The organism is Limosilactobacillus agrestis (genome assembly GCF_014145585.1).
Classification (GTDB): Bacteria; Bacillota; Bacilli; order Lactobacillales; family Lactobacillaceae; genus Limosilactobacillus; species Limosilactobacillus agrestis.
This window is the reverse complement of record NZ_JACIVF010000053.1, coordinates 81389-108084: the sequence shown is the minus strand read 5'-3', so window position 1 is coordinate 108084 and position 26696 is coordinate 81389. Positions and strand designations below refer to the sequence as shown.

Below are 26696 nucleotides of genomic sequence, written 5' to 3'. Positions count from 1 at the left end.
CCTTACGTTTGATTAAATGATCCCTAATAAATGAAGCATTGGCATAACAATTAACATGCTATCAAACCGATCTAAAATCCCACCATGGCCTGGAAGAATTTTTCCTGAATCCTTCACACCATAGTAGCGTTTTAATGATGATTCAATTAAGTCACCAAATTGACCGAAGATTGAAAGAATCAATGTAACGAATATCATTGTTACCCAACCTGCACCAACAGGGATAAAGTAGCAATAAATAGCCAAAATAATAACAGCAGCTAATGTACCGCCAATTGAACCTTCCCAAGTTTTATTAGGACTAATCTTAGGAGCAAGTTTATTTTTACCGAGTTTTCGGCCAATTAAATATGCTCCACTATCTGTAATCCAAACGATTAGCATTCCATATAATAGCGTTTGAAAATTGATTGCCCGAGCAGCAATAAAATAGCGAAATCCCATTCCGATATAGAGCATTGCTAATGTTAAAACCCCGGCGTCGTCGAAAGTAAAACGTTGTTTTCGAATAACTGTATGTAATAGAAGTAAAACAACTAAAATATAGAAACCGAACCATCGAGTTGCAACGCTAGGTAAGAAGTCAAGCCAACTATCCGGTAATATTAATAAAGCAACCCCCAGATAACTAATCAAAGCTTCAAATGAAATTACAAACATTTTTTTCATTACCAATACTTCTGACATTGCAACGATTCCTAATGCAACTGCTGCAATTGTTAATGGCCAATGACCATATATAATAAGCGGTATAAAGATTGCAAGTGCAATTACCGCGGTCGTTATTCTTGTTTTCAAAACAAAATCCCCTTATTATTTATTGATTTTTTAATCCACCGAACCGTCGATGACGTCCTTGATAGGTAATTATTGCTGATCGCAATGAGTCTTCATCAAAGTCTGGCCAGTGCTCTGGAACAAACTCCAATTCACTGTAAGCAATTTGCCACAGCATAAAGTTACTAATGCGCTCTTCGCCACTTGTTCTAATTAACAAATCAGGGTCTGCAAATTGACCTAGTTGTGCTGACATTAAGTACTTACCAAATGCTGCTTCATCAATATCCGAGATTGCCAAGTTCTCATTTTGCACGTCTTCTGCAATCTTTTTAGCAGCCTGAGTGATCTCATCTCGACTCCCATAGTTCAAAGCAAAGTTGAGAATCATTCCTGTACAGTGGGCCGTATCAGTCATTGCATCTTTAACAGCTTTTTGCGTAGCTTCAGGTAACTGCGTAATATCTCCCATCACTGTTACCTTAACATTATGTTTGACAAGGTCTGGAACAAATGTTGAGAAGAAACGGACAGGCAATTGCATTAAATAACTTACCTCTGAAGAAGGACGTTTCCAGTTTTCGGTTGAAAAAGCATATAATGATAAGACTTTTACACCTAATTCACTGGCAGCAATTGTAATCTTTTTTACCGTTTGCATTCCCTGCTTATGGCCAGCGACCCGTGGAAGGTGCCGTTTCTGCGCCCACCGGCCATTACCATCCATAATAATTGCAATATGTTTAGGAATACGCTCCATATCAAGTTGCTGATTTATTTCATCATGTTTACTTTTGGAAAACACTAATTGTTCCTCCATTTTTATCATGTACTTAGGATTAATTACAGACATTTATTAAAAATTCACGTCTGCCAACTAATTATAGCTTTTATTATACCAGAGGCAAATTTCGATTTGTCAATCCGTAATAAATTGTTACATAGTTTTATCATAACAATTCAATTTTAGCCAAAAAAAGGGTTGTGGACTTACGCAAAGTTCACAACCCTTTTAATTCTGAAAACTAGCCTTCCATTAATTCCTTTTCTTTTGCACTTGCAATATCTTCAAGGTTCTTAATTCCAGCATCTGTTTCGTTTTGAACTTTCTTTTCAAGATCATGGAATTCATCATCATTAAAGTCGCCGTTCTTGTTGCCCTTCTTTAAGTCATCCATCGCTTCACGACGAACGTTTCGAACTGCAACTTTAGCCTTTTCTAACTCAGCCTTAACGTCTTTTACTAATTCTTTCCGCCGATCTTCAGTTAATTGTGGGATGATTAAGCGAATTGAACTTCCGTCGTTTTGAGGAGTTAATCCTAAATTAGATGCATAGATTGCTTTTTCAATTTCTTCAAGCACGCTCTCATCATAAGGAGTAATTAATAATTGCCGTGCTTCTGGAATTGTGATTGATGCAACTTGATTTAATGGAGTTGGTGCTCCGTAATATTCAACTTTAACAGAATTTAATAAACTTGCATTGGCTTGACCGGCACGAATATCAGCAAGTGTCCGTTGAAGTGCATCACCTGATTTTGCCATTTTTTGTTTGGCATCATTTAAAATTTCTTTTCCTGTAGCCATATTATCAGTCTCCTTCAATTGTTGTACCAACTTCTTGACCAGTTACTACTTTCATAATATTGCCTGATGTGTTTAAGTTGAAGACTACCAATGGAATATGATTGTCCATCGATAGTGAACTAGCAGTAGTATCCATTACATGTAAATTCTTTTCAATGATATCCATATGGGTTAAATGATCAAACTTAGTAGCATCCTTAACTTTATTTGGATCAGCTGAGTAAACACCGTCAACCCCATTTTTACCCATTAAAATGGCATCAGCGTTGATTTCTGCTGCTCGTAATGCGGCAGTAGTATCAGTTGAGAAGTAAGGACTTCCTGTTCCCCCAGCAAAAATAACGATTCGATCTTTCTCTAAATGACGAATAGCTTTCCGCCGAATATATGGTTCAGCAATTTGGCGCATTTCAATTGAAGTTTGTACTCGGGTAGGAACCCCAATTGATTCAAGCGCATCCTGAAGTGACAAGGCATTCATAATGGTTGCTAACATTCCAATATAGTCAGCTTGTGCACGTTCCATCCCTAATTCAGCACCAGTAACACCACGCCACATGTTACCACCACCAACAACAATGGCAATTTGAACGCCCAAATCATGAACTTCTTTTAATTCCTTGGCTACATCTTTTAAAACGGGAGGGTTAATCCCAAAACCCTTGTCGCCAGCTAATGCTTCTCCACTGAGCTTTAAAATCACTCGCTTATATTTAATATCTGCCATATGATATCCTCCTTGAATTTGCAAGTTAATTTTTAAAAAAGGACGCACTACATTGAGTACGTCCTCCTTTTGACCGAACGCTTAGTTCATTTGGTCCTTAACTTCTTGAGCAAAGTCATCTTGCTTTTTTTCGATTCCTTCACCGACTTCGTAACGAATGAAGGACTTCAATTTACCATTCTTACTTGAAACATATTGTTCAACAGTTTGGTCAGAATCCTTAACAAAGTCTTGATCTGCTAAACAAATTTGTGAAAGGAACTTGTTTAAACGACCTTCAACAATCTTGTCAACGATCTTTTCAGGCTTTCCTTCATTTAAGGTCTCTTCCTTAAAGATAGCACGTTCATGGTCAAGACGTTCTTGAGAAACATCATCACGAGTCATGAATTCAGGATTGATAGCTGCAACGTGCATTGCAACATCCTTAGCAGTAGCATCATCAGCACCTTCTAAGACAACTAATGCAGCAATTTGACCACCTTGGTGTAAGTATGCACCAAAGCTATCACCGTCATCCTTTTCTACAACAGTGAACCGACGAAGGCTAACCTTTTCACCAGTCTTTTGTGTAGTACTGATAATATCATCATTTAATGTACCATTTTCAGTCTTGATTTCTAATGCTTCTTCAACATTAGCAGGCTTGTTTTCACTAATTAACTTAGTAACCTTCTTCAATAAGTCCTTAAATGGTTCACTAGCAGCAACGAAATCAGTTTCTGAATTCAATTCAACGATTGCAGCTGTATTACCATTAACAGCAATATCAGCTAATCCTTCAGCTGCAACACGGTCACTCTTCTTGGCTGCCTTAGCAATACCCTTTTCACGAAGGTAGTCCATTGCTTTATCCATGTCACCATCACTAGCAACTAATGCCTTCTTAGCATCCATGATACCGGCACCGGACTTTTTACGTAATTGCATAACTTGAGCAGCTTTAATTTCAGCCATGACGAAATCTCTCCTTTTATAATCTTTTTTTGAAAAAGGGCTGTTTAGTACTTAGGCCAGAATGGTCCGTACAAAACAGCCCAAGAATTTAATACTTTTAGTCTTCTTTACCTTCAACGCTGTTCTTCAAGTTTTTTAATGAATCTTCGCTAACAGTTTCGTTAGCAGCGTTATCATCAGCAGTTTCTTGTTGAGCATCGTCTTGACCTTGCTTACCTTCAACAAAAGCATCAGCCATCTTTGAAGTGATTAAGCGAACGGCACGGATAGCATCATCGTTTGATGGGATAACGTAATCAATGTCGTCTGGGTCAGTGTTAGTATCAACCATAGCTACGATTGGAATGTGTAACTTTTGAGCTTCCTTAACAGCGATTTGTTCCTTGTGAGGATCAACGATGAACATAACATCTGGAATCCGTGGCATATCTTCAATACCACCAAGGAAACGTTCAAGCTTTTCACGTTGCTTAGTTAAGACAGCAACTTCCTTCTTAGGAAGAACATCAAATGTACCATCTTCGCTCATCTTCTTAAGTTCCTTCAAACGAGCGATCCGTGATTGGATAGTCTTCCAGTTGGTCAAAGTACCACCTAACCAACGGTGATTAACGTAGTATTGACCTGCACGAGTAGCTTCTTCTTCAATAGCATCTTGAGCTTGCTTCTTTGTACCAACAAATAAAGCAACACCATCGTTAGCAGCAACATCCTTCATGTAGTTGTAAGCAGTATCAATTAACTTAACAGTCTTTTGTAAGTCAATGATGTAAATACCGTTACGTTCAGTAAAGATGTATTCTTCCATCTTTGGGTTCCAACGACGAGTTTGGTGACCGAAGTGGACACCGGCTTCAAGCAATTGCTTCATAGATACAACAGACATAAATATACCTCCAAATTGTTTTTCCTCCCCAGACCTCTTCTGGCAATGGGACTATTTAAGCACCCTCACCACCATCATTCTGGGTGTGAAATTGGCGCGTAACACCGAAATATAGTATACAAAAAACCTTGCAAACTGACAAGGTTTTTCACTTAACTTATTTTAAAATTTAACTAGTTTATCTGAGGTGCCAGTTTTAATCAAATCTAGATTGGCAGACAAACTCATCTTAACCATATTTTTGATTGCTTGATCAGTATAGAAAGCAATATGTGGCGTGATTAAAACATTTGGTCGATCAACTAAATCTTTAAATTCATCATAATCGACTTCTTGGAAATTAATTTGCTGGTTAAAAATCTTGGTTTCACCAGTCATTACGTCTAGAGCAGCTCCTCCGACTTTACCGCTATTCAACGCTTCAATCAATGCCTTTTCATCGACTAATGGTCCACGGGCAGTGTTAACCAGTAAGACCCCGTCCTGCATCATTGCAAATGTTTTTTCATTAAGCATTTTATCTGTCGCTGGAACATGGGGCAAATAAAGTGAAATAATTGTTGCTCGTTTATATAATTCATCAAGGCTGACGTATTCAACAATTCCTTCTAGTTCCTTATTTTGATGACGGCTATAAGCAATCACTTTTGCACCAAAACCAGCAAAGATTTTAGCTGCTGCGGATCCAATGTTTCCTGTTCCAACTATTCCAACAACCTGCTTGTTCATTTCCTTAGCAATATGAGGTGCCCAACTATAATCACCTTTCGCTAATTTTAAATAAAATTCTTTTGTTCGCCGTAAAAGGTTAAGTGCTTGGGTAACTGAAAATTCTGCAATCGCAGCTGGTGAATAAACCGGAACATTGGTAATTTGAAAATCAAGTTCTCGCACCAATTCATGGTTAAGATTATCAACTCCAACATTCCGCAACGACATCTTCGTAATACCATTAAATGCTAATTGACGTAAAACCTCATCTGAATAAGGCTTTTGCTGAAATACTACAACCCCATCACTCCCTTTAGATAAGTTGACAGTATCTTCATCTAACAGTTCCGTTGTTGTGTCAACAGTTACCTCGGGATGATCCGCTTGCCATTCCTTAATGTAAGGAACTTCATCCTGATAAACACCATACATATAAATCTTCATATTAATTTTAATTCCTCCGTAGTTTTAATAAATCGACACCATGGTCTAGTAAAAATTTTTCTTTTTGGCGGCGGGTTTGATGTTTAAAATAATATTCCGCACTCAAGGCATCATGTTTTGATGCAAATTCCTCCGAATAAATAAGCTTTAGTGGATGACGTTTTTTTACACGAGTATACTTTGCACCCTGATAAGCTTGATGGGTATGAAAGCGCCGTTTAACATTGTTGGTAAAGCCGCAATAAAAGCTATTATCCGCGCAATACAATACATAAATATAGTATTTTTCACTTGCCATATAATAACTCCCTAACGGTCGGAGTATACTCGTTATTTTCTCCATGAACAACCAATGGTGGCACTACTTTTACTCCACCAGGTCGGCCATCCTTAATCACTTCAAGCAACAAAATATTCGCATCACGATTAGGTTTAGGATAAATAAATTGAATTCTTTTAGGTGCTAATCTATTTTCCTGGCACACTTGTAAAATTTCACCTAATCGATCTGGACGGTGCACAAGATATCCATGACCATTCATTTTTAATAAATCACTCATCTTTTGAACAACAGTTACTAAATTAGTCGCTATTTCATGACGAGCAATTGCTAAAGCTTTATTTGGATTTTTCTGGCTTTGTGCTGTAACTGGGAAATAGGGTGGATTACAAAGGACAATATCAATCGAATCTTTAGGAATATAATTATTAATATTAGCAATATCATCATTAATAACAGTATAACGATCTTGTAAGTTATTTAGCATAATTGTTCGCTCGGCCATATCAGCAATCTGTGGTTGTAACTCAACTTCGGTAAACATTCCACCAAGTTTATGGTGGAGAAAAATGCCGATTGCTCCATTTCCTGCACACAAATCAACAATTTTTAATTTCTGTCGATGATTGGAGTACACAAAATTTGCTAATAAGACTGCATCTAATGAGAAAGCAAAATAATGGGAATTTTGGATTATCTGTACATCCTGACTATATAATTGATCAATTCTTTCACCTTTTTTTAGAATATTTTTATTTTCCATTATTCCCTCCATTATTTTTTGTACTTGCAAGATTCACTTTTTTTCGTCATACTGAGGGACGAAAACTTAATTTTGTTATAGATTGGAAGATTAACATGTTGTACACTTTCCTCGTAAAAATCGTTAATCCATTTTTAAATTTGATTAACGGGCGAACTAAAATATACAATCAAGAAAATATCCCTGAGGGCAATTATATTATAATTGCACCACATCGTACTTGGATGGATCCTGTCTTATTAGCGCTTGCCGTATGGCCAAAGAAATTTAGCTTCATGGCTAAAAAAGAACTTTTTAAGAATCCAATTGCTAGCAAATTTTTAAAAGCGCTAAATGCCTATCCGGTTGATCGAAAAAATCCAGGCCCGTCTGCGATTAAAAAGCCAGTTACAATTTTAAAGAAAACTGATCTATCGACCATTATTTTTCCTAGTGGATCACGCTACTCATCTAAATTAAAAGGTGGGGCCACCATTATCGCTAAAATGGCAAACGTCCCCTTAGTTCCTGCTGTTTACCAAGGTCCTCTAAAATTCAGTCAGCTATTTACTCGTAAGCCACGCCAAATTGCATTTGGGAAGCCTATTTACATTGACCGAAAGCAACGACTTACTCCTGAAGTACAAGCTGATTTAGAAAAGCAAATGCAGGATGCCTTTGACCAATTAGATAGACAAATTGATCCTAATTATAAATATATTGTTCCTCCAAAACCAAAGAATGACGAATTTTAATTTCCAATATAAAAGGATGTGATAAAAATCACATCCTTTTATATTATTTACGATTTGACTTTTTAGCTTGTGCTTTCATCGCTTGCATCATTTGATGTAATTTACGACTAGATGGTTTTTGACCCATTTGAAGCATCATTGTCCGCAGCATCTCTTCCGAAATCGGTGGATTATTGCGGAGGTAGTTTTCCATGTATTTACGTGCACCAAAGAAGCCGATAACTAAACCGACTAATAATGCAAGAATCATTAGCATGATCGTCATACCCACAATTACTTCCTCCTTTGCTCGTTACCTATCCATCTTACACGAAAGAGCAATTTTTGAAAAGAGCAAATCACTGTTAATCGTCACGAAGTCCTTTTTTACGTTGAATTTCACGAACCTTTTCAGGAGTAACCTCTTTACCTTCTTTATCAAAGATTCGCATCATTTCAATATTACTACGCATCGCTTCTCTAAAGTTCTTTAGGTACTCCTTACGTAAACGATCTCGTTCTTTAGTTTCTTCTTCGGTTAAACCTTCTTCTTTATTCTTATGAGCAAGTTCATTAATTCGCTTCAATAAAGCATCTTGTTCTTTCGATTCAGCCATTATAATCATCTCCTTAATAAAGTCGATTTTACTTATTTTATAAAATCAATGCAAATCACGAACGTACGTTTGAAATATGCATCTATCTATGATAAGCTTAACACAATTAATGATAATGAGGTGTCAATATGGCAAAGGTAGCAAAAAATAAACAAATGGCCGTCCTAAATTATATTCATAAACAAGTTGAAGATCATGGCTATCCACCAACTGTTCGTGAAATTTGCAGTGCTGTTGGACTATCTTCAACTTCAACAGTCCATGGACACATCTCCCGCTTAATTGAACAAGGATTCTTACAAAAAGATCCTTCAAAGCCTCGCGCACTTGAGATTACATCTAAAGGTCTTGATATTTTAGGCGTAAAGCCTACCCAAAAAGAAATTCCAATGCTTGGCGTTGTTACAGCTGGACAACCAATTTTAGCAGTTGAAAATGCTACTGATTTTTTCCCGATACCTCCTTCTATCCAAGATAATAATGATTTATTTATGCTCACTATTCGTGGAACCAGTATGGTTAAAGCAGGGATTTTTAATGGTGACCAAGTAATCGTGCGTAAACAATCCACAGCTAAAAATGGTGATATCGTTATTGCAATGAATGATGATAATGAAGCTACTTGTAAACGATTCTATAAAGAAAAAACACGTTTTCGTTTACAGCCAGAGAATGATACGATGGAGCCAATCTTTTTAGACAATGTAAAAATCCTTGGTAAAGTCGTGGGATTATTTCGTGATCATATTTTCTAAGCATAATAAAAAGGGGCCCAAAATGAGGTCCCTTTTTATTATGCTATTTAGCTTCATAAATCCGTTGATGATTCTTTTGTCCTTTAAGAACGAAAGGTAACAGATCATTAGTGGTATCAAATTCGATATCCATATCATTCATTCCTAATTGACTATTAAATATTTTTTCGTATTCTACCACTGAAACCTGATGACGGTGGTTTAGTTGTTCTTGAATATTATTCATATAATTCTCGTAACCATCTTCTAAAATACCCGTGTAGAATTCTCCTTCCGCACCAGAACCATAGCTAAACAACCCAATCCTACTTCCGGCACTTAAATCACTATTTTGTAACAAAGACATTAATGATAAGTATAACGAACCAGTATAAAGGTTACCAACTTGGCGAGCATAGAGCTGACTTGCTGTCAATTGGGTTCGTAATCGTTGAGCCACCTCGTCCTTACGATCTTTAAGCAATCCTTCTAATCCTTTCTTACCCATCTTAGTAAAGGGCATGTGGAATGTAAGGGCAGCAAAATCCGCTAATTTTCGGCCAGTTAGTTGCTGGTAACGAGTAAAAGTTTGAAGGAAAAATTCAATATAAACATTAGTAGAATATTTTCCATCTACTAAGGCTTCTGTTGCATATAATGGTCGCCAAAAATCCATGATATCTTTACTGTAAGCAACAGTTGTATCTTCAAGCGCCAAGATATGAGGATTTCGTGAAATCAACATTGCAACTGCTCCAGCCCCCTGTGTCACCTCTCCTGGCGTATTTAATCCATAACGAGCAATATCAGTAGCAATCACCAAGACGGTTTCTTGGGGGTTAAGGGCCACTACTCCCTTTGCAAATTGAATCGCGGCAGTTGCAGAATAACACGCCTCTTTCATTTCTACAGTTCGGGTAAAGTCACTAAGTCCTAATAAACGTTTGATGTAGATTGCACTTGCTTTTGAATTATCAATTCCTGACTCGGTTGCCACAATTACTGTTGAAATATTTTTTTCTAATTCAGGAGTAAGCATTTTTTGGGCTGCTGTAGCCCCTAAAGTCACAATATCTTGTGTAGGCGGGACAACCGCTTGCAGATCTTGGCCAATTCCAATGGTAAATTTATTAGGGTCAACACCTCGTGCCTTTGCTAATTCAACAAGGTCTAAATAATCATTTGTTGTTGCAAAGGCCATTTTATCAATACCAATTCTCATTTTCTATCATCCTCTTATCAAATAATTATAACTGATCCATGGTTTTATTTAGTAATTCATCGACCTTATTATTTCCAGCATTTGTTGCATGTCCCTTCGTCCAATCAAAATGTAAATTAGGGAACTGGGGTAAAAGGACAGCAATTTCTTTCCATAGCTTTTGATTTGCTACTGGCTTCCCACTAGCTGTTAACCATCCCCGACGCCGCCAATTAGTTAACCAGCCTTTCATAATTGGGTCTAGTACGTAATGTGAATCCAAAATCGCTGTAATTGGTTGATCTTGGAGGCCAAGTTCTAATAGTTTAGTTAGTGCTTGGATCAAAGCTGTAATCTCCATTTTATTATTAGTAGCCCCAAATTCGCCAGCAGTTCCTGTATAAGCTTGATCTTTAGTTTGAATAAAATAAGCCCAGGCCGCTTTATCATCTACTTTCACATGCTGTCCTAACTTATTACCATGATTACGAGATCCTCCATCAGTATAAACAAAAATATTACTAGAATAATTAACTATTCTTTTTTTCGATATCATGGTAGCTCCTGTAGTCTGAAGCCACTCGTTAGCAGCTTTAAACGTTAAAAAACTTTTAAACTTAGCATTTGGATACCCATTAACTTCTTTTTGACATTCCGTCCAAGTTTTATATATTCCTGGACGACGACCCTTTTTGACCGCATAATATTTTTTTACCATAAAAAACCCCTAATTAAATTTTAAGTTACATCATATATTATGAATATCATATCAGCAAGAAATTATTTCTGCAAAATTATTAAATTGCTCTTTCCTTAATTGATATTCTCTTTACGCTTTACAAGTTTTTTGTTACAATGATAAGGTTGAAATGGAGACATACTCAAGTGGCTGAAGAGGACGGTTTCGAAAACCGTTAGGCGTGTAAAAACGTGCAGGGGTTCAAATCCCCTTGTCTCCTTTATCTAAAGTTTCGCTGGTATTCAATAGTTGTTAAAACGTTGGTATATCAGCTTTTTATTTTTTGAGTTACATTAATAACCAATTCTGCAGAAAAGTACGGAAAAAACTAACAGGCAAGGTTGAGGCTGAGAGAAAACTTTTATTTTCTCTCAGCCTCAACTGCTTTCACAAACAACAGCAAAATAATGCGAAACTAGCTTTCCGTCGCCACAAGGCTATTTCCCACTCTCTTCTTATTACACAAAAAATACCTATTAAGTGTAAATGGCCCCAACCAGTTCGATTTAAATAATCAATTAAACCTATTTTGAGGTGCAAGACAAAAGTAAAACATTAAGTTACTAAGGTGTGATTCTGGTATTCAACCAGAGTTATACCTTTTGCTTTCTAAGTTGTCCTAACATGTTAAAGTACTGAGTATAGTCTTGAGAAAACTCCATTAATTCGCTGATATTCTTACATGATGGGATTCCAGCTAGTAGTTCAGTCTTATATAGGGGAAGGAATTTTCTATAAGGGCTTATCTAAACAGTTTCCCTTTCAGGACATACTTTGAATAAACCGATGCCCTCTAAGGTTTTGAGTATAGTAAGCTAACTGGTAATGTCAACCTTGCTCAGAATTGATAGTCAGATTGGCCTCATCAGATAAGTTACTAATTAATTCTTCTAAAGTGCGCATGATAAGTTCTTTATTGGGATTAATACTAGTCTGAAAGACAAAAATCTCTTAACTAGGTTCATTAACATAAGCCCACTGCTGATCAGCTGAGCGGACTTGTGTTACATCAGTATGAATGAGACGATAAGGCTGATCTTCATAGAATTCTTATCTTTCTTTGCCAGTTCTTCTTTATGTCGTTCAAGTTCACTCTTTTTCGAAGTCGTTCTTCCATAAGTACACTTGGCTACTGAGAACGTCAAATTTAATGGCAATTTCCGCTAAAGATTCCTTATGATTTTGGTAGTAGTTTATCACACTAAGTTTAAAATTAAGAGAGAATTTTCTTTTCCCTAGTTGTCGAATTAACCCTTCACTTCCTAATCAGTTAAATTGATCACCCCAGTCGGCAATTTAACTTTTATTAGGACAGTATTTTTTCGCTAGTTGTTGGTCCCTACCTAATCCGGTTAAGCATTTTTGTATAATTTGTGCTTTAAATATTGCATTATATTTACTCATAGAAAAAAGTACCTCACAATCATTAGATTCTTGTCCAACAATTGTAGGGTACTTCATAAACATGTCTCTTTTTTATTTTAAGTAACATTTATTCTCTGCCTTCATTTTATTAAAAACAATTTTATTTATTAATATACATTAAAAAGCAATATAATTGTATTTATTACTGTAACAGATTAAAATACAACTGTTAGAAAAATATTCAATTACGAGGTAATTATAAATGAGTAACTTTTTAAAACGTCCACTTGCACAAAGTGAACAACAAGTTAAAGACAAAGACGATATCATCTCATTGATCAATTTTGAGCGCTATTGCCGTGATAATAATAAATGGGAGGAAATGTATAAATGTTATGCTAAAAATTCTTATGTAGATATTTCTTGGTATCATGGTAGTGGCGAAGGATTCGTAACAGCATCCTCAAAAATGAAATTGCCTACTCGCCATGTTCTCCATAATTCTTTAACTTGGATCAATGGAGATCGTGCTGTAACCATTATTATGGCAACCGTCGTGGCAGAAACTATTTTAGAAGGTGTGAAGTGTAACCTTTCTAGTGATTCACAGTTAATTTTTTCAACTGAAAAAATTAATGGACAGTGGTATATTGTCCGTTTTGAATCAATTTACGAACAAGATAGGATAGTGCCTATTTTACCAAATAATGCTTTAAATATTGATAGTAAAGTTTTAGAAAAATATCGGCCCAGTTATGCTTGTATCGCTTATAATATGGAAAAAATGGGTAATAAAATTAATGATAATTTAGTGGGCATTGATAAACCAGAAATGGTACAAAGGCTTTATAATCAATTAGATAAATGGCTCGATGGTGCTGAAAGATCTGATCATTAATCAATAACTCAAAAACAAAGAATATATTAATTGGGGGTGTTCATATGAACCTAGAAGGTCTTGATTTACATGCAACTCATAAAAAATTTACTTATTTTGATGTTCAAACTAAATGGTTAATTTATATAAATAATTACTTTTATGGATATTTAAAATATAATTCATTAACACATCATTATGATGTAACACGGGAATGGTTCCCTAGTCAAACCAACTGGCCATTTGATGAGCCTGGAGTAGAGATGAAGGGTTCAAGTACAAGTGCAGATGATGCTTTGGCTTTAATTAAAGAACAAATTCAAAATAAAAATATCACTTATAATATTATTAACGAAGATCCTGTTAAAATCAGCGTAGCTATAAATGGTCAAAAATGGGGTTACTTCACAGCACAAGATGACAATTTGTGGGCTTTACAATATAATGCCTTTCCCAAAATACAAATTTGGGCAACTGCCCCTGAAGATACCGGGACTACTTTTGTTTGTTTTGAGGGTACTAAAGTTCCTGGTACCGAATTTAAGGCTTTTAAACCAATTAAAAATTTCGTTGGTACCTGGAAAGAAGTAAAGGAACAATTTGAAAAACAAATAAGTCAAAATTTTGATAATGAAGAAAATAGCGTAACTGCTCCTTTCGATTTTACAAGACGTTAATGTACCTCCAAAGATAGCATATCAATTGTACTTATTGCTAAAACACATTAAAATACAACTGTTAGAAAAATATCAATCAGGAGGTAATTTGATGAACCTAGAAGGTCTTGATTTACATGCAACTCATAAAGAACTTTATTGTTTTGATGGTTCGGTCAAATGGTTAATTTATATTAATAACTTTTTTTATGGTTACTTAAAATACGATCCATATAGTCACCATTATGCTGTAACACGTGAATGGTTTCCAACTCAAAATAATTGGGTTTTTGATGAACCTGGAGTAACTATGGAAGGTGAAAGTTCAAGCGTTCGTGCCGCCTTGGCTTTAATTGAAGAACAAATTCAAAATAAGCATATTACTTATAATCTTGAAAGTGAAGATCCTCTTAGAGTTAGTATAGCTGTAAATGGACAGATTTGGGGTCAATTTACTCAACAAACTGATAATTCATGGATTTTACAATATGACGCTTTTTCAAATTTATTAATTTGGGCAACTGCTCCCGAAGATACTGGTGATACTTTTGTTTGCTTTGAAGGGACCAAAATCCCTGGTACTGAATATAGTAACTTCAATCCTGTAGAGCAATTTACTGGTAGTTGGGAGGATATCAAAAAACAATTTGAAAATCAAGTAAAACAAAACCTTGATAATGAAGATCATACTGAAACTACTCGTCCTCACCTTATACAACGTTAACTAATTAAAAAATAAAAATAGCTTACTTGATTTTAAAACCAGATAAGCTATTTTTATTTACAACTGTTATGCGGTACAACAGTATTTCTATCTAACAATTAAACTCACACCTCATGATAAAATTAGCTATAATTTAATTAAGGAGGGATACCGTTGGAAACAAATGATCCAAATAATATTTCAGAGCATTTACGTCTTGCCGAAGTTGCACAAGAAAAATTTGTTCATGATAAGTTACAACAACTTGGTTTAAACATTCAACAAGCACGTTTAATTAAATATATTGCTGACCATCCAGGAACTATTCAGAAGGACGTTGCAACATATTTAAATCGTCAAACTGCTACCATGACCAATATGTTAAAGGGTATGGAAAAGAAAGGTTACTTAAATAGAAAAATTCCTGCAGATAATGAAAGACAAAAACAAATTTTTATTGAACCTAAGGGAGAAAAATTAGTTGAATCCATCAACGAAGTGTTTACATCATTAGAACAAGAAGTAAAACAACTTATTCCTCAAGATGAGCGAGTAAGTTTTGTAAAAAATTTACATCGTATTATTAATTCATTATAAAATATAATATTCTATCATTTAATTTATCAAGAGGCTGGGAATTAACTATTAATTCTTGGTTCTCTAACGGTAAGATCCGGACTATGATTTTTGATCGATTCAAAATCGCAGTCCGGATCTTAAATTATTTATGAAATTACAATCGGCTAATTGATTGGAGCTTAATTTCGTTAGATTTAATGACATCAGGGCCAGTCCGATATCCACGTAGATGAGTTCGGCGTATACCAAAATCCATCTCCATGTGACCAAAGACTAGCTCAACATCGAATTTCCGTCGACGATAAATTGCCTTGCCTTCATCACTTGAGAGGGTTGCTTTTACTTTAGCCTTCTAATAATGCCACGTCGACTTCACCTGCATGTAGTGTTGCTTACCACTTAGTATTTTGCCAACTCATCCAATTGCGCTGACAGTTGGTGCTGGTCCGTCCGATAGAGTTTGAAATCACGTTTGAAACCATATTTATCGGTCCGTACTATACCGATAAAAACTAAAACGGACCCCTAAATGATCGATGTAATAATCATCTTCGGCATTATACTGCCAATTTTGTGATTTAGTTGGATCGTTTACATTTCTGTTCCTTTTGATAAGTTGTGTATGGAATAACAGGCCGCTTTTCAAACTGATCAAGAATCATTAAGTAGTAATTAATAAAATAGTTCATTAAAAAATCGAGCACTGAATCATTATTAGATTCATTACTCGACTTTTTAGTTTGAATTGATTTTTATTGTTCTTTTTAAATAACAAGAATCAATCCAATTTTACTTTTTTTCATTTATCCATTCTTCATCATACTGGTAAATTTTATCAATTTTTTCTGGTTGATCAGTACCCGGAAGATCTTGACTGACGCTGCCTCCATCACTCTTGCGAATGTATGACATCCAAAGATAAGCAGAGCGCAATCCTTTAAGATCGTCAGGATCAATATGTAAATCAGTTCCTGGAACAACGGGAGCTAACTTATCATTATTGAAAATAGAAGTCAGATCACTAATACGCCATTCACCATCGCGTTTTTCACAACGATATAGTAGTTTCATATAAGAGGTCCAGACTGCATTTTCACCATTTACAGTTATCCAGTGATTTGCTTCAACTGGTAATTCCACATAGGCACGGGAATTATTAAGATGAATAATTGGTGCGCAATCAAGGCCAACAATTCGTTCATTAGCACTGGCCTCTGGACGCAAATTACGACCATGACCGGCATTAATATAATCAGTCGCACTACCTGAAATCCAGCTAGTAGAAACTGTAGCATCTGGCCAGTATGATTTCACCATTTTATCGTGTAGTCCACGACCACGGGCATCTCTTTCACCTAAAACTAATTGTTCAACAGATTCATAATCATTCATAATTACTACTTCCCTTCTTAAACTATAAAAGATGGCAAAACTTTAAACTATCGTTCCATAATTCAATCGCATTATGTTGATTATAAGATAACGCAGAAGAACGAATCGTATTAGTACTACGATCAAAATATTGATCAGTTACATCAGCTAAGGCTGGACTAGTAGCAACTTCCGCTAAAGCAGTAGAAGATTGGGCTAAAGTACTATAGCGATCTGGCGCAGTTAGCTTAACCATTTGTTCACGTGCCTTACCACTACCTTGTGAGAAGTTAGTATCAGCCATAAAGCCAGGATTAAATGAATTAGCTACGAATGTCTTATCTGTCTTTTCAAAATAGTTTACCAATGCATGAGTGAAATAAATCATACATAATTTTGAATAGGCATATCTTGATCTAGTATCTACATCCCCATAAGCAATTTTCTCTACTCCTGGCCAAGTTAAGCCATATGGTGGATTATGCATATCAGAAGTAATATTAATAATTCGACAATCAGCATTCATTACTGGTAGAAGTAATTGGGTTAGCAAAAAATGACCTAAATAATTAGTCTCAAAAACAATGTCAAATCCATCTGCAGTCAATCCTGTGCCGCGCATTGGTGAAATACCAGCATTATTAATTAAAACATCAATTCTGATACCAGAATCAATAATATTTTTGGCAAAATTGTGCACTGATTCAAAAGAAGAAGTATCAATAATTTGTACTTCTACATTTTCATTACCAGTTGCCGCAATAATATCTTCCTTTGCAGCCTGAGCTTTCCCCATATTTCGACAAGCTAAAATTATGCGATATTCTTTATTAGCAGCAATTTTTTTAGCCGTTTCAAAACCTAAACCAGAGTTAGCCCCAGTAATAATTACATTTTTCATAAGCTACTCCTTTGAATCCAAGTGGAATAATTTTTCTGCATTTTTATGAGTAATTTTCTCTATATCTTCAGGAAGTAGATCAGAATTAATAATAAATGGTCGAACATCATCAATTTGATCAAAAGTACCATTTAAGTATGGGAAATCTTGAGCCCACATTATTTGATTTGCTCCTATTGTTTTAACAGTAAATTCCAAGTCATTTCTGAAGAACATTCCTGAAGGATCAGTATAAATTTGATGTTGGAAATACCAGGAAACTTTATGCTTAAGACCCGTTAATTTGGTTGGTAACCCCATATCAATCCGATCAAAATAAAATGGTAAGCCTTCACCCCAGTGACCATCAATAATTTTAAGATTAGGCAATTTATCCAAAATACCAGCCAAAATCATCCGCATCACGTTGACACCAGTATCATAATGCCAACCAATTGCATATCCAGCAAAATTATTAGCTACTTGAGGAGACCAATTTCCTTGATAATAAAGCTTTTGAATATCAGGAGAAACAATTCCTGGGTGAACATATAAAGGAACAGCTAATTCTGCACATTTTTCTAAAATTGGGTAGAACTTTGGATTATCCATAAAGCGGTTATTAACCTGTCCTTCGACCATTACTCCTACAAAGCCTAATTCATTAACACAACGTTCTAATTCCGCAACTGCGGCATCGGGAAATTCTAATGGTAAAGTTGCATAACCGTAAAAACGTCCTGGATATTTTTGAGTAGCTTCATATACTTCATTATTAGCCTGTTGGCAAAGTTCGATAGCAGCTTCATCAGCCAAATTACCAGGCGTATTGTTACCATAACCTAAAATTTGTGTATCAACACCAACTTTATCCATATAAGCAATACGCTTATCACCAATATCAGTAATTAAGCTACTATTAACAAAATCATTAATAAATTTAAACATTGCTGGATTCACACTATTATTCTTCAGTAAGATCTTTTCAACTTGATCATTAACTTTTTTAGACATGTAGTGTTCTTCAAGAGTAATTAATCTCATAAATTTCCACCTTCATCTTTTGCTTCTAGCTTTGTTTTACTACAACTTAATTATCTTTTATAGTTGCATTTTAATCTGTTTAAGTTATAACTTCAATCAATACACTTATAAAATAACTAATTTTAAAATGAAAGGGGCCACCACATGAGAGTGGGAAATAACCTTCGCGATAAGGCGGTGGGCTAAGCTAGAGCCTTATGGTTATTTTCCACGTTATCTTGCTATTGTTCGTGAAAATAGTTGACGGATCCCTATCAATTTAATATTCAAGCCGGAATTTCAGCTTATATGAATAAATTGGTTGATCAACATGTTTTCCGTACCCATAGTCCCTACTTTAACAGAAAAAAATAAAGGCCTTCTAATAATGAAGAGCATTTTAAAGCAAAAAATTAAGTCTGCTTTAAAAGAATCTCTTTTAACTGCAAACCTTATTACTGGTTATTAAATTATGAAATGGAATCACTGTTTTAAAAAGCCAAAATAAAAATACATCAATAACTAACATAGTAGATATATCAAATAATCGGTGACTACTTTATTGTTTACATCGTATATATTATAGTGGATTTTTATTCATTCCCATTATAATATCTAATAAAAATAGAAGGAGATGTTCTAGATGTTTTTCGAATATGCATCAGATATGAAATTACATTACGATATTAGGGGTGATGGAACCCCTGTTTTATTAATTCATGGTTTAGGTTGCGATATGAATTTAATGATCGATGCCTTTGAACCAATTTTTACAAATGAAACTAGAAATTATAAACGAATTTATGTTGACCTGCCAGGAATGGGAGAATCAAGTAAAACTTTAACATACGCTTCGTCAGACAAAATTTTAACAATTCTAGAAAAATTTGTAGATAAAATTATAGGAAAAGAACATTTTCTATTAGTGGGTCAGTCATTTGGTGGATATTTATCACGGGGATTGCTCGCTCATTACCGATTCCAGGTCAATGGTTTAACTTTACTTTGTCCAGTTATTATTCCTACATCTGCTGACAGAGATTTACCTCAGCAATATTTAAGTTTTGCTGATGAAAAGTATTTAAAAACCTTTGATCAAAAACTGGCAAAATTGATTAAAGAAAATTTAATTATTGCTAATAAACAAACAATTGAAAGACAGCAAAAAGAAGTCCTTTCAGGATTAGCCAAGGCCGATCAGCAATTCTTAAAGGCGTTACAAAAGGATTATACTTTTTCTACAAATGTAGATGAGGTTATAGCAGCCATGAATTATGATAAGCCAAGCTTAATTTTAACTGGTCATCAAGATACGCGAGTTGGTTACAAGGATCAATGGAAACTATTCGAACTTTTCCCACGCGCTACATTTACCGTTCTAGATGTAGCAGATCATAGTTTACAGATTGAGGAACCAACTGTATTTAATGTTTTAGTTAAAAATTGGTTGAACCGATTAGTAAAATTTGCTTAAAGAAGTTCTTATTTTATATTATTGTTAAACTAGATTTCGAGAAACTGATGGAATACTTGCTATAATGTTTCTCTGAGTACACAGATAAAATTAAAAATGACTATACAATATCTGGTGTTGATATAAAAATATTACTTTCTATATCAATATCAGATTTTTTTATTTTTAAACTAAAAACGCGCCCTCTGATACAATGCAATCGGCAAATCACATAGAAAAGAAGGTAACCTCCATGGATAATGATACAAAAACTCCCCTCAATTAACAGATCCTCATTTAATTTTTCCTCATCATTAGCTTAAATATATATTAATTAAAAAATTCGTGTGGCCCAAATATCTTGTACCCTTTCTTATACCCCGCGGGCTTGCCTAAACCTAAACTGGGGAGAGGTATTAATCACAGTAAAATCTTAAAATATGGGTTTTATCAAGCGAAACACAAAGATGGACAATTTAGGTCATTGATGATGCTTGTTAATATCCACCATTTTCAATGTCCTGGCTGTCATACAACATTTAACACAACTAGTTGCTTTTTTGAACATCAGCGGATAATTTATCGTGATTTGAGGCGTGAAGTTATTCTTCGGTTAACGCGGATTCAAACAATTAAAGATATTGTCCTTGAAGCGTGCTTACAATCAACGTGATTTTACAACTTTATTCAATTATTTAAACTTCGATCAGATGGTGTTAGTCATTAATCCACTGTTATCGCGTTTAGGACGTTATAAAGAGGGTATTAGGCGTGACCTTGAAACAAATTTCTCCAATGGTCGAACCGAAGGATTAATAATCAAATTAAGAATATCGATCGAGTTGCCTGTGGTTATCATTACTTCACGGCATTTAAAACTCGGATTTATTTAATTGTTGGCCATCAAATTCAAACTAACTAAAAAGAACCGCCACGAATGACAGTTCTAACTAGACCAATTTGATTGGCGATGATTCATATTTGCGTATCAACACTACTTGATGTAAAGCAAATGATTTCTTGTATACATAAAAGTCAGACGATAAACCATTTTTTAGCTTTATCATCCGGCCTTTATTTTTACTACTATTCACTTTTCCAGAAAGGCATTTTAACTATCCTTCTCAGCAGAAACTTGACTTAGTTTTAATCTGCAATATTGTATGAAGTTTTACCATCTTTGGCAGTGTATAACGCCTTGCTAGAATCACTTGGATTCATAATACTAATTGAATAGCCATCACCTAATGCTTTTTCTACTTGTCCTGAATTGCTTTTAATCGACTTAGTTAAGTTAGACCATCCCATTTGTTCAGCTTGGCTTGGATCTTGTGCTAAAGCCTTTAACGCTTCAACCGTATTATCATCAGTTGGCGTGATTTGGAATGTCTTACTATCTTCGTTATAGTCAACTGAACCTAATTTCGAATAACCTTTCTGCATTTGCCGCAAAACTGCCATTGTCTTACCTTCTTGTTGAGCTTCATTTTCACTTGAATTGCCAAGTGTCAATCCATTTGAGAATGATGAAAAACTACTAGACCGAGCAACTTGTGAAGATGAAATACTTTGGCTTGAGCTAGCAGAATTATTATGATGGAAATAAGGTAAATTAATTACACCATAAACAATTGCGATAATACTCAATACAACAATGATTGTCCCGCTTTTCCATTCACGATATTGCTGCCATGAATTAGCAAGATAAAAACCACCCAAAATTAAAAACAGGGCTCCCATTATTACTAAGAAAATCATAAATTAACTGGCTCCTTTTTATCTACGTAATGTTATTGTCCCGCATTCGTTCTATATATACAACTAAAATTTAAAAAGAAAGAAGGCTAGTATACCCAGCCTCCTCCTAATTAAAATTCCATCAAGGCCTTCATGTCGTAATCTTTAAGTTTATCACGGCCATGAAGATCTTTTAATTCGATTAAGAATGCACAACCAACAACAATGCCACCCATTTGTTCAACCATATCAATTGTTGCAGAAATTGTTCCCCCTGTCGCTAAGAGATCATCCACAACGAGAACCCGTTGACCTGGTTTAATTGCATCGGCTTCCATTTGCAAGGTAGCTGTTCCATATTCTAAGTTATAAGATGCGCTAATTGCTTTTCTTGGCAACTTACCCTTTTTCCGTGCTGGCGCAAATCCAACACCTAATTCACGAGCAATAGGACAACCAACAATGAAACCTCGTGCTTCCGGTCCTACTACCATGTCTACCTTTTTATCTTTAGCATAATTAACTAATTCGTCAGTAGCTTGCTTAAAGGCGGCTCCATCAGCCATTAACGGCAAGATATCCCGAAAAATAACACCTTTTTCGGGATAATCAGGAACACTAGCTACATATTTATAAAGGTCTAAAGCCATGAGATAAATAGTCTCCTTATTCTAAATTTAAATATTTCAATAGCCATTTAGCAACTGTTGCCGCATCATTAAAAAGCAACTGTTGTTCAACTTTATATTGTGCTAATTGTTTTTGATAACGTTTAGTTCGCGTTAAATCAATCTTACTAGCTGGCTCATTAAACTTTAACACGTCACCTTTTATTGTAACAAATCCTGCTTCAGAAAACACTTGAATCATTAGATTTAATCGATCTACATTAATTTTTAAATAATTACTAACTGCTTTGGATTGCATTGGCCATGTTAATTTCTTTTGCTTATAAATAAAGCGATAGAGTTGTGCAAAATCATTTCGCGTTGGAAGTCCAACTAAGTAAGCACTCTTGCGCTGATACAGTAATAAACGAATAGTTGCTGGCTCCCCGTCATCCCGCGCAAAAATTTGTTTTAGTATTTCTTCACTGGGTGGACAGTCAACCAGCGTTACTCGTTGGCCGGTAAAATCAGTCTTAACTGCTTCTTCGATCGATAAAGTATGGCCGGGGACAACATGAGGAGCAATATTTTCTCGTAATTTTGGTTCTCTTACAATGTAATAATCTGAAGAATTGAAAAGCTGAGGGGTTAGTTTATTGGTTCGTTCATCAATAATTACCGTTCCATTGATTTGAAGGTCTTCTAACATCAGTTGAATGCTTTTTTTTCCACGCCATTCGTTAAGGCCAACCTTAACAGCTAAATTAATTTGTCCGGTTGGCGCCGATAATAATGGCGCCAAATTTCCTTGACCAAAAGCGATAACTGTTAAATTCCCTTTATCACTTATAATTGAAAATTTTAAGTGCTGGTGTTCCTGCCCCATTGTTTTGACATCAACAACTTTAACGTTCTTTAATTCAAAAATTGGTTCCAGATTTCCCGGGCCAAATGGAGCAACCCGCTGAATATCATTATATAACTGTTGAGTAATATCTACTGGTTTAAGTTGCATCGCGATTGAAAGTGGTTGCTTGGCAGTTGGGTCGAATTCTTGTTTGACCGCTTCTTCTTCCAAGGCTGTTTGTAGCGGTGCAATATTTACCTGATCAAAAGAAAGACCACAAGCAGCAGGATGACCGCCAAATGTTGTAAATAGTTCATGATGAGCTGCCAAGGCATTGAACAGATTAAAACTATCAACACTTCTGCCGGACCCTTTTATTAAGTTTGGATTATTTTGGTCGGTTGATGCAACAATAGTTGGTTTCCCTGTCTCATTCATAATGCGACTGGCAACAATCCCTAATACACCTTGATGCCAGCCATTACCAACAATTAATAAGGTCTTTTTCTGCCGGTTATCTGAACTATTGGCCTGTTTTTCTGCCTCTTTCATAATATCAGTAACCAGGTTTCGGCGTTCTTTATTAGCCTGATCTACCTCTTTAGCTAATTCTTGTGATTCATTATCATCTAAACTCGTCAGTAACTTAACTCCATCATTAGCATCTGCAATTCGGCCAAGTGCATTTAGTCGTGGCGCAATTCCAAAGCCAATATCCTGATCAGTTAGATTGTTAGCTTTAATATCGGCCAACTTCATTAGGGCTGCTAAACCCGGACGCAACCCTTGCCGTAATTGCTGAATACCATAGGAAATTAAGGCATGGTTTTCGTCCATCACGTTTACTACATCGGCTATTTCGCCAATCGCAACTAAATCCAGCTCTTCTACGGGAAATTCACCAGTTAACGCCCATGCTACCTTAAACGCAACCCCAACTCCTGACAAATCTGGAAAAGGATAACTACTACCTGGATAACGAGGGTGAACGATGGCAACTGCATTAGGTAAATCAGCCGGTAATTCATGGTGGTCAGTAATTATAACATCTATTCCTGCTTCCATAACCTTATCGATAACATTTTTCCCACTAACTCCATTATCGACTGTAATAAAAAGCTGGGTGCCATTATCAATAAGCCGTTGATAAGCCTCCATGTTAGGCCCATATCCATCTGTAAAACGATTTGGTACATAATAATTAACATTTGCACCGACGGATAATAACGTTTCATACATTAAAGCTGTGCTAGTAATTCCATCTGCATCATAATCACCGTAAACAGTAATTTGTTCTTGTCTTTCAACTGCCTGCTCAATTCGCTCAACCGCTTTATCTATATCATGTAATAATCTTGGATCATGAATATCTTCTATCGATGGTTCAAAGAATTTTTTTGCTTGTTCAGTTGAAGTGATTCCTTGCTGAGCCAATAGGGTTGCTAATATCTTAGAAATACCAAGCCTTTTTTCAAGATTATCAATAGTTGCTGAGGAAGCAGTATCTGCAAGTTCCCACTTAAATTTTGCATCAATCATTTAAAATTAACCACCATTTCAACGCCTAAATTAAACAAGAGGCTGGGATAAACTCAGTCTCTTGTTTGTCCCTTTCTTGAAAGAAATTACTAAATCCTGCAATCCTTAGAAAACAAAGGAGCATATTATAAGTTCTTCTTATCTTGTTGGAAATCAAAAAATTTCTTAATTGCCCAGTCACCTAAACCTGGAATAACTTGATAAGCCCAGCCAAGATAAGCAACATACCCTGGAACATTGATTTCCCTTGTCTTGTACCCAACATTATTCCAAATTCTTTGAGCCAAGTCTTCGGGAGAAATAAACATCCATTTGGGTAAATGTGCTCGATATGTATAGTCATTATCCGCTTTATCAAAGAAAGGTGTATCGATTGGTCCAGGATTTACTGTTAACACTTGGACACCATAATCAGCAACCTCCATTCGTAAAACATTATCAAACTGAATTACTCCAGCTTTCGTTGCTGAATATACAGCACTATTTGGTGTAGGTAGTTTACCAGCTAATGAACCCATATTAATAATGGCACCATACCCTTGATCCATCATTTGTTTAGCCACACACCGACTAATATACATCAAGGCCAAAAGGTTTGTATGGACCATTTTTTCCATCGAGCTGTATGATTCTTTAACTACAGGAATAAAGTCACCGAGCCCGGCAGAATTAATTAACACATCGATTCCGCCAACTTCATGTTGAACTTTTGAAAGTACAGCATCAATCTGATCAGGATCGGTAACATCTAGTTGATAGGCGAAGGCTGGACGGCCAGATAAAATCAAACATTTCTTGGCTACTTCTTGTAACTTCTCGAGATTACGCGAAGCTACGACAACAATGGCACCACGACGAGCAGCCTCAAAAGCTAACTCCTTGCCAATTCCACTAGACCCACCAGTAATTAATACAACTTCATTTCGCAGGAAACGTAACGTCTTTACTCTTCTCAGCATCTTTTGCCATCTCTTTTCATTTTTTGAACGGAATATCAATCACATCGAAATCATTAACAACGCGAGTATCGGGAATAATATTACGAACTTGATATGCTAATTGATAAGCGGCTTTACCAGTATAGCGTGCCGAAATATGATTTAACAATAATTTTTTAACACCAGCTTTTTTTGCAATTTCAGCCGCTTGTTTACTGGTTGAATGATAATAATTATGGGCCATCTTTGTCTCATCTTTAGCAAAAGTACTTTCATGCACTAATACATCTGCATTTTGCGCTAACAGAATTGCATTCTTCGTTTGTCTAGTATCACCTAAAATTGCAACAGTACGTCCAGGTTGGGGGGTACCAATAAAGTCATGACCATCTAATACTCGACCATCTGGAAGGGTAACCTTTTTTCCAGCTTTCAGTTGACCATAAATTGGTCCAGATGGTACTTTTTGTTCTCGTAATTTTTCAACCTGTAATTCTCCCGGATGATCCGCTTCTTCAATTCGGTAGCCAAAACACGCAATTTTATGATCTAACTTCCGTGCAATCACTCTGAAGCCATGATCATTAAATAGTTCCCCGTCATCTGTTATTTCAACAAAATGCAAAGGATAACTGAGACGTGACTCACTTACTTGTAAAGAAGTCTGAACATATCGCTTTATTCCTACTGGTCCATAGATAGTTAGCGGTTCGGTTCCTCCTTGAAAAGAGCGGGAACTTAGCAAACCAGGTAAACCAAAGATATGATCACCATGTAAGTGCGTAATAAAAATTTTTTCTATCTTTCGTGGCCTAATTGTCGTATTGAGAATTTGATGTTGAGTAGCTTCTCCCACATCAAATAGCCAAATTGCGTTTCGTTCTTCTAACAACCGCAATGCAACACTTGCTACATTACGTTGCTTACTTGGGGAACCAGCGCCTGTTCCTAAAAATTCAAGTTGCATTTATATATTTCCTAC

General features: G+C 35.7%; 29 protein-coding genes, 1 tRNA gene and 1 pseudogene. 8 read left to right on the top strand and 23 right to left on the bottom strand.

All coding sequences use genetic code 11. The annotated features are described in order from the left end of the window. Positions 1 to 12 precede the first annotated feature (12 nt). The 9 genes from H5R88_RS04990 to H5R88_RS04950 form a co-directional block, all read right to left on the bottom strand. Positions 13 to 798, bottom strand: coding sequence for a phosphatidate cytidylyltransferase (locus H5R88_RS04990; protein ID WP_086142607.1), 786 nt, complete (start codon positions 796 to 798; stop codon positions 13 to 15). Between the two features lie 19 nt (positions 799 to 817). Beyond that, entirely contained in the window at positions 818 to 1597 is a 780-nt protein-coding gene (gene uppS / locus H5R88_RS04985; RefSeq protein ID WP_182578280.1) for an undecaprenyl pyrophosphate synthase, read from the bottom strand. A gap of 205 nt (positions 1598 to 1802) precedes the next feature. Continuing rightward, a complete protein-coding gene (gene frr, locus H5R88_RS04980; RefSeq protein ID WP_003666863.1) occupies positions 1803 to 2366 on the bottom strand; it encodes a ribosome recycling factor in 564 nt (187 codons plus the stop codon). A 4-nt stretch (positions 2367 to 2370) separates the two neighbouring features. After that, on the bottom strand, positions 2371 to 3093 hold the full coding sequence (gene pyrH, locus H5R88_RS04975; RefSeq protein ID WP_003666862.1) for a UMP kinase: 723 nt from the start codon (positions 3091 to 3093) through the stop codon (positions 2371 to 2373). An 81-nt stretch (positions 3094 to 3174) separates the two neighbouring features. Beyond that, positions 3175 to 4050, bottom strand: a complete 876-nt coding sequence (gene tsf / locus H5R88_RS04970) for a translation elongation factor Ts (RefSeq protein WP_003666861.1) — start codon at positions 4048 to 4050, stop codon at positions 3175 to 3177. 97 nt (positions 4051 to 4147) lie between these two features. Beyond that, on the bottom strand, positions 4148 to 4936 hold the full coding sequence (gene rpsB, locus H5R88_RS04965; protein ID WP_003666860.1) for a 30S ribosomal protein S2: 789 nt from the start codon (positions 4934 to 4936) through the stop codon (positions 4148 to 4150). 162 nt (positions 4937 to 5098) lie between these two features. Next, positions 5099 to 6091: a D-2-hydroxyacid dehydrogenase gene (locus H5R88_RS04960; protein WP_182600397.1), complete on the bottom strand. Its 993-nt coding sequence runs from the start codon at positions 6089 to 6091 to the stop codon at positions 5099 to 5101. 7 nt (positions 6092 to 6098) lie between these two features. After that, positions 6099 to 6389, bottom strand: a complete 291-nt coding sequence (locus tag H5R88_RS04955) for a GIY-YIG nuclease family protein (protein ID WP_182578260.1) — start codon at positions 6387 to 6389, stop codon at positions 6099 to 6101. After that, positions 6379 to 7134, bottom strand: a complete 756-nt coding sequence (locus H5R88_RS04950; protein WP_182578259.1) for a tRNA1(Val) (adenine(37)-N6)-methyltransferase — start codon at positions 7132 to 7134, stop codon at positions 6379 to 6381. The genes H5R88_RS04955 and H5R88_RS04950 overlap by 11 nt, the downstream gene beginning before the upstream one ends. Positions 7135 to 7229: 95 nt before the next feature. Here H5R88_RS04950 and H5R88_RS04945 point away from each other — a divergent pair, with 95 nt between their 5' ends. After that, entirely contained in the window at positions 7230 to 7868 is a 639-nt protein-coding gene (locus H5R88_RS04945) for a lysophospholipid acyltransferase family protein (RefSeq protein ID WP_182578258.1), read from the top strand. Between the two features lie 43 nt (positions 7869 to 7911). Here the strand turns inward: H5R88_RS04945 and H5R88_RS04940 are convergent, their stop codons facing one another. Together H5R88_RS04940 and H5R88_RS04935 are read right to left on the bottom strand one after the other, a co-directional pair. After that, positions 7912 to 8139, bottom strand: a complete 228-nt coding sequence (locus H5R88_RS04940) for a YneF family protein (RefSeq protein ID WP_003666855.1) — start codon at positions 8137 to 8139, stop codon at positions 7912 to 7914. Between the two features lie 73 nt (positions 8140 to 8212). Beyond that, positions 8213 to 8464, bottom strand: coding sequence for a DUF896 domain-containing protein (locus tag H5R88_RS04935; RefSeq protein ID WP_003674333.1), 252 nt, complete (start codon positions 8462 to 8464; stop codon positions 8213 to 8215). 128 nt (positions 8465 to 8592) lie between these two features. On the opposite strand from H5R88_RS04935, the gene lexA reads away from it, so the two are divergent. After that, positions 8593 to 9219, top strand: a complete 627-nt coding sequence (gene lexA, locus H5R88_RS04930; protein ID WP_182578257.1) for a transcriptional repressor LexA — start codon at positions 8593 to 8595, stop codon at positions 9217 to 9219. 43 nt (positions 9220 to 9262) lie between these two features. Here the strand turns inward: lexA and H5R88_RS04925 are convergent, their stop codons facing one another. Together H5R88_RS04925 and H5R88_RS04920 are read right to left on the bottom strand one after the other, a co-directional pair. Further along, complete coding sequence (locus H5R88_RS04925) at positions 9263 to 10420, bottom strand: hydroxymethylglutaryl-CoA synthase (RefSeq protein ID WP_182600396.1); 1158 nt, start codon at positions 10418 to 10420, stop codon at positions 9263 to 9265. 25 nt (positions 10421 to 10445) lie between these two features. Next, a complete protein-coding gene (locus H5R88_RS04920; protein ID WP_182578255.1) occupies positions 10446 to 11117 on the bottom strand; it encodes a ribonuclease H family protein in 672 nt (223 codons plus the stop codon). 153 nt (positions 11118 to 11270) lie between these two features. Between H5R88_RS04920 and H5R88_RS04915 the strand changes: the two genes are divergently transcribed. After that, positions 11271 to 11358: transfer RNA gene (locus tag H5R88_RS04915), tRNA-Ser, on the top strand. An 869-nt stretch (positions 11359 to 12227) separates the two neighbouring features. Here H5R88_RS04915 and H5R88_RS09850 read toward each other — a convergent pair. Beyond that, a complete protein-coding gene (locus H5R88_RS09850) occupies positions 12228 to 12386 on the bottom strand; it encodes a helix-turn-helix domain-containing protein (RefSeq protein WP_372457369.1) in 159 nt (52 codons plus the stop codon). 379 nt (positions 12387 to 12765) lie between these two features. On the opposite strand from H5R88_RS09850, the gene H5R88_RS04905 reads away from it, so the two are divergent. From H5R88_RS04905 to H5R88_RS04890, 4 genes are all read left to right on the top strand, one after another. After that, complete coding sequence (locus tag H5R88_RS04905) at positions 12766 to 13401, top strand: nuclear transport factor 2 family protein (RefSeq protein ID WP_182578253.1); 636 nt, start codon at positions 12766 to 12768, stop codon at positions 13399 to 13401. Between the two features lie 44 nt (positions 13402 to 13445). Then, complete coding sequence (locus tag H5R88_RS04900) at positions 13446 to 14057, top strand: hypothetical protein (RefSeq protein ID WP_182578252.1); 612 nt, start codon at positions 13446 to 13448, stop codon at positions 14055 to 14057. Positions 14058 to 14148: 91 nt separating this feature from the next. Beyond that, the gene (locus H5R88_RS04895; RefSeq protein ID WP_182600395.1) at positions 14149 to 14760 is read left to right on the top strand and encodes a hypothetical protein; all 612 of its coding nucleotides are present in this window, start codon (positions 14149 to 14151) and stop codon (positions 14758 to 14760) included. Between the two features lie 153 nt (positions 14761 to 14913). Next, positions 14914 to 15336, top strand: a complete 423-nt coding sequence (locus H5R88_RS04890) for a MarR family winged helix-turn-helix transcriptional regulator (RefSeq protein ID WP_182578250.1) — start codon at positions 14914 to 14916, stop codon at positions 15334 to 15336. Here H5R88_RS04890 and H5R88_RS09885 read toward each other — a convergent pair. From H5R88_RS09885 to H5R88_RS04870, 4 genes and pseudogenes are all read right to left on the bottom strand, one after another. Continuing rightward, positions 15323 to 15986 (bottom strand): annotated as a pseudogene (locus H5R88_RS09885) (transposase); the annotation flags it as partial. The gene H5R88_RS04890 and the pseudogene H5R88_RS09885 overlap by 14 nt on opposite strands. Before the next feature lie 121 nt (positions 15987 to 16107). Further along, positions 16108 to 16710 carry a nuclear transport factor 2 family protein gene (locus H5R88_RS04880; RefSeq protein ID WP_182600394.1) on the bottom strand — a complete coding sequence of 201 codons (603 nt, stop codon included), beginning with the start codon at positions 16708 to 16710 and terminating at the stop codon, positions 16108 to 16110. Positions 16711 to 16732: 22 nt separating this feature from the next. Then, positions 16733 to 17590, bottom strand: coding sequence for an SDR family NAD(P)-dependent oxidoreductase (locus H5R88_RS04875; protein ID WP_182600393.1), 858 nt, complete (start codon positions 17588 to 17590; stop codon positions 16733 to 16735). Positions 17591 to 17593: 3 nt separating this feature from the next. After that, on the bottom strand, positions 17594 to 18613 hold the full coding sequence (locus H5R88_RS04870; RefSeq protein WP_182600392.1) for an amidohydrolase family protein: 1020 nt from the start codon (positions 18611 to 18613) through the stop codon (positions 17594 to 17596). Positions 18614 to 19235: 622 nt separating this feature from the next. Here H5R88_RS04870 and H5R88_RS04865 point away from each other — a divergent pair. Continuing rightward, positions 19236 to 20066, top strand: coding sequence for an alpha/beta fold hydrolase (locus H5R88_RS04865; RefSeq protein ID WP_220477569.1), 831 nt, complete (start codon positions 19236 to 19238; stop codon positions 20064 to 20066). 1125 nt (positions 20067 to 21191) lie between these two features. Here the strand turns inward: H5R88_RS04865 and H5R88_RS04860 are convergent. The 5 genes from H5R88_RS04860 to rnz form a co-directional block, all read right to left on the bottom strand. After that, the gene (locus tag H5R88_RS04860) at positions 21192 to 21803 is read right to left on the bottom strand and encodes a DUF308 domain-containing protein (RefSeq protein WP_182578247.1); all 612 of its coding nucleotides are present in this window, start codon (positions 21801 to 21803) and stop codon (positions 21192 to 21194) included. Positions 21804 to 21913: 110 nt separating this feature from the next. After that, positions 21914 to 22432 carry an adenine phosphoribosyltransferase gene (locus H5R88_RS04855; protein WP_182578246.1) on the bottom strand — a complete coding sequence of 173 codons (519 nt, stop codon included), beginning with the start codon at positions 22430 to 22432 and terminating at the stop codon, positions 21914 to 21916. 16 nt (positions 22433 to 22448) lie between these two features. Beyond that, complete coding sequence (gene recJ / locus H5R88_RS04850; RefSeq protein WP_182600391.1) at positions 22449 to 24776, bottom strand: single-stranded-DNA-specific exonuclease RecJ; 2328 nt, start codon at positions 24774 to 24776, stop codon at positions 22449 to 22451. Between the two features lie 125 nt (positions 24777 to 24901). Further along, the gene (locus H5R88_RS04845; protein WP_182578244.1) at positions 24902 to 25735 is read right to left on the bottom strand and encodes an SDR family NAD(P)-dependent oxidoreductase; all 834 of its coding nucleotides are present in this window, start codon (positions 25733 to 25735) and stop codon (positions 24902 to 24904) included. Positions 25736 to 25751: 16 nt separating this feature from the next. Then, positions 25752 to 26681: a ribonuclease Z gene (gene rnz, locus H5R88_RS04840; protein WP_182600390.1), complete on the bottom strand. Its 930-nt coding sequence runs from the start codon at positions 26679 to 26681 to the stop codon at positions 25752 to 25754. Positions 26682 to 26696 lie beyond the last annotated feature (15 nt).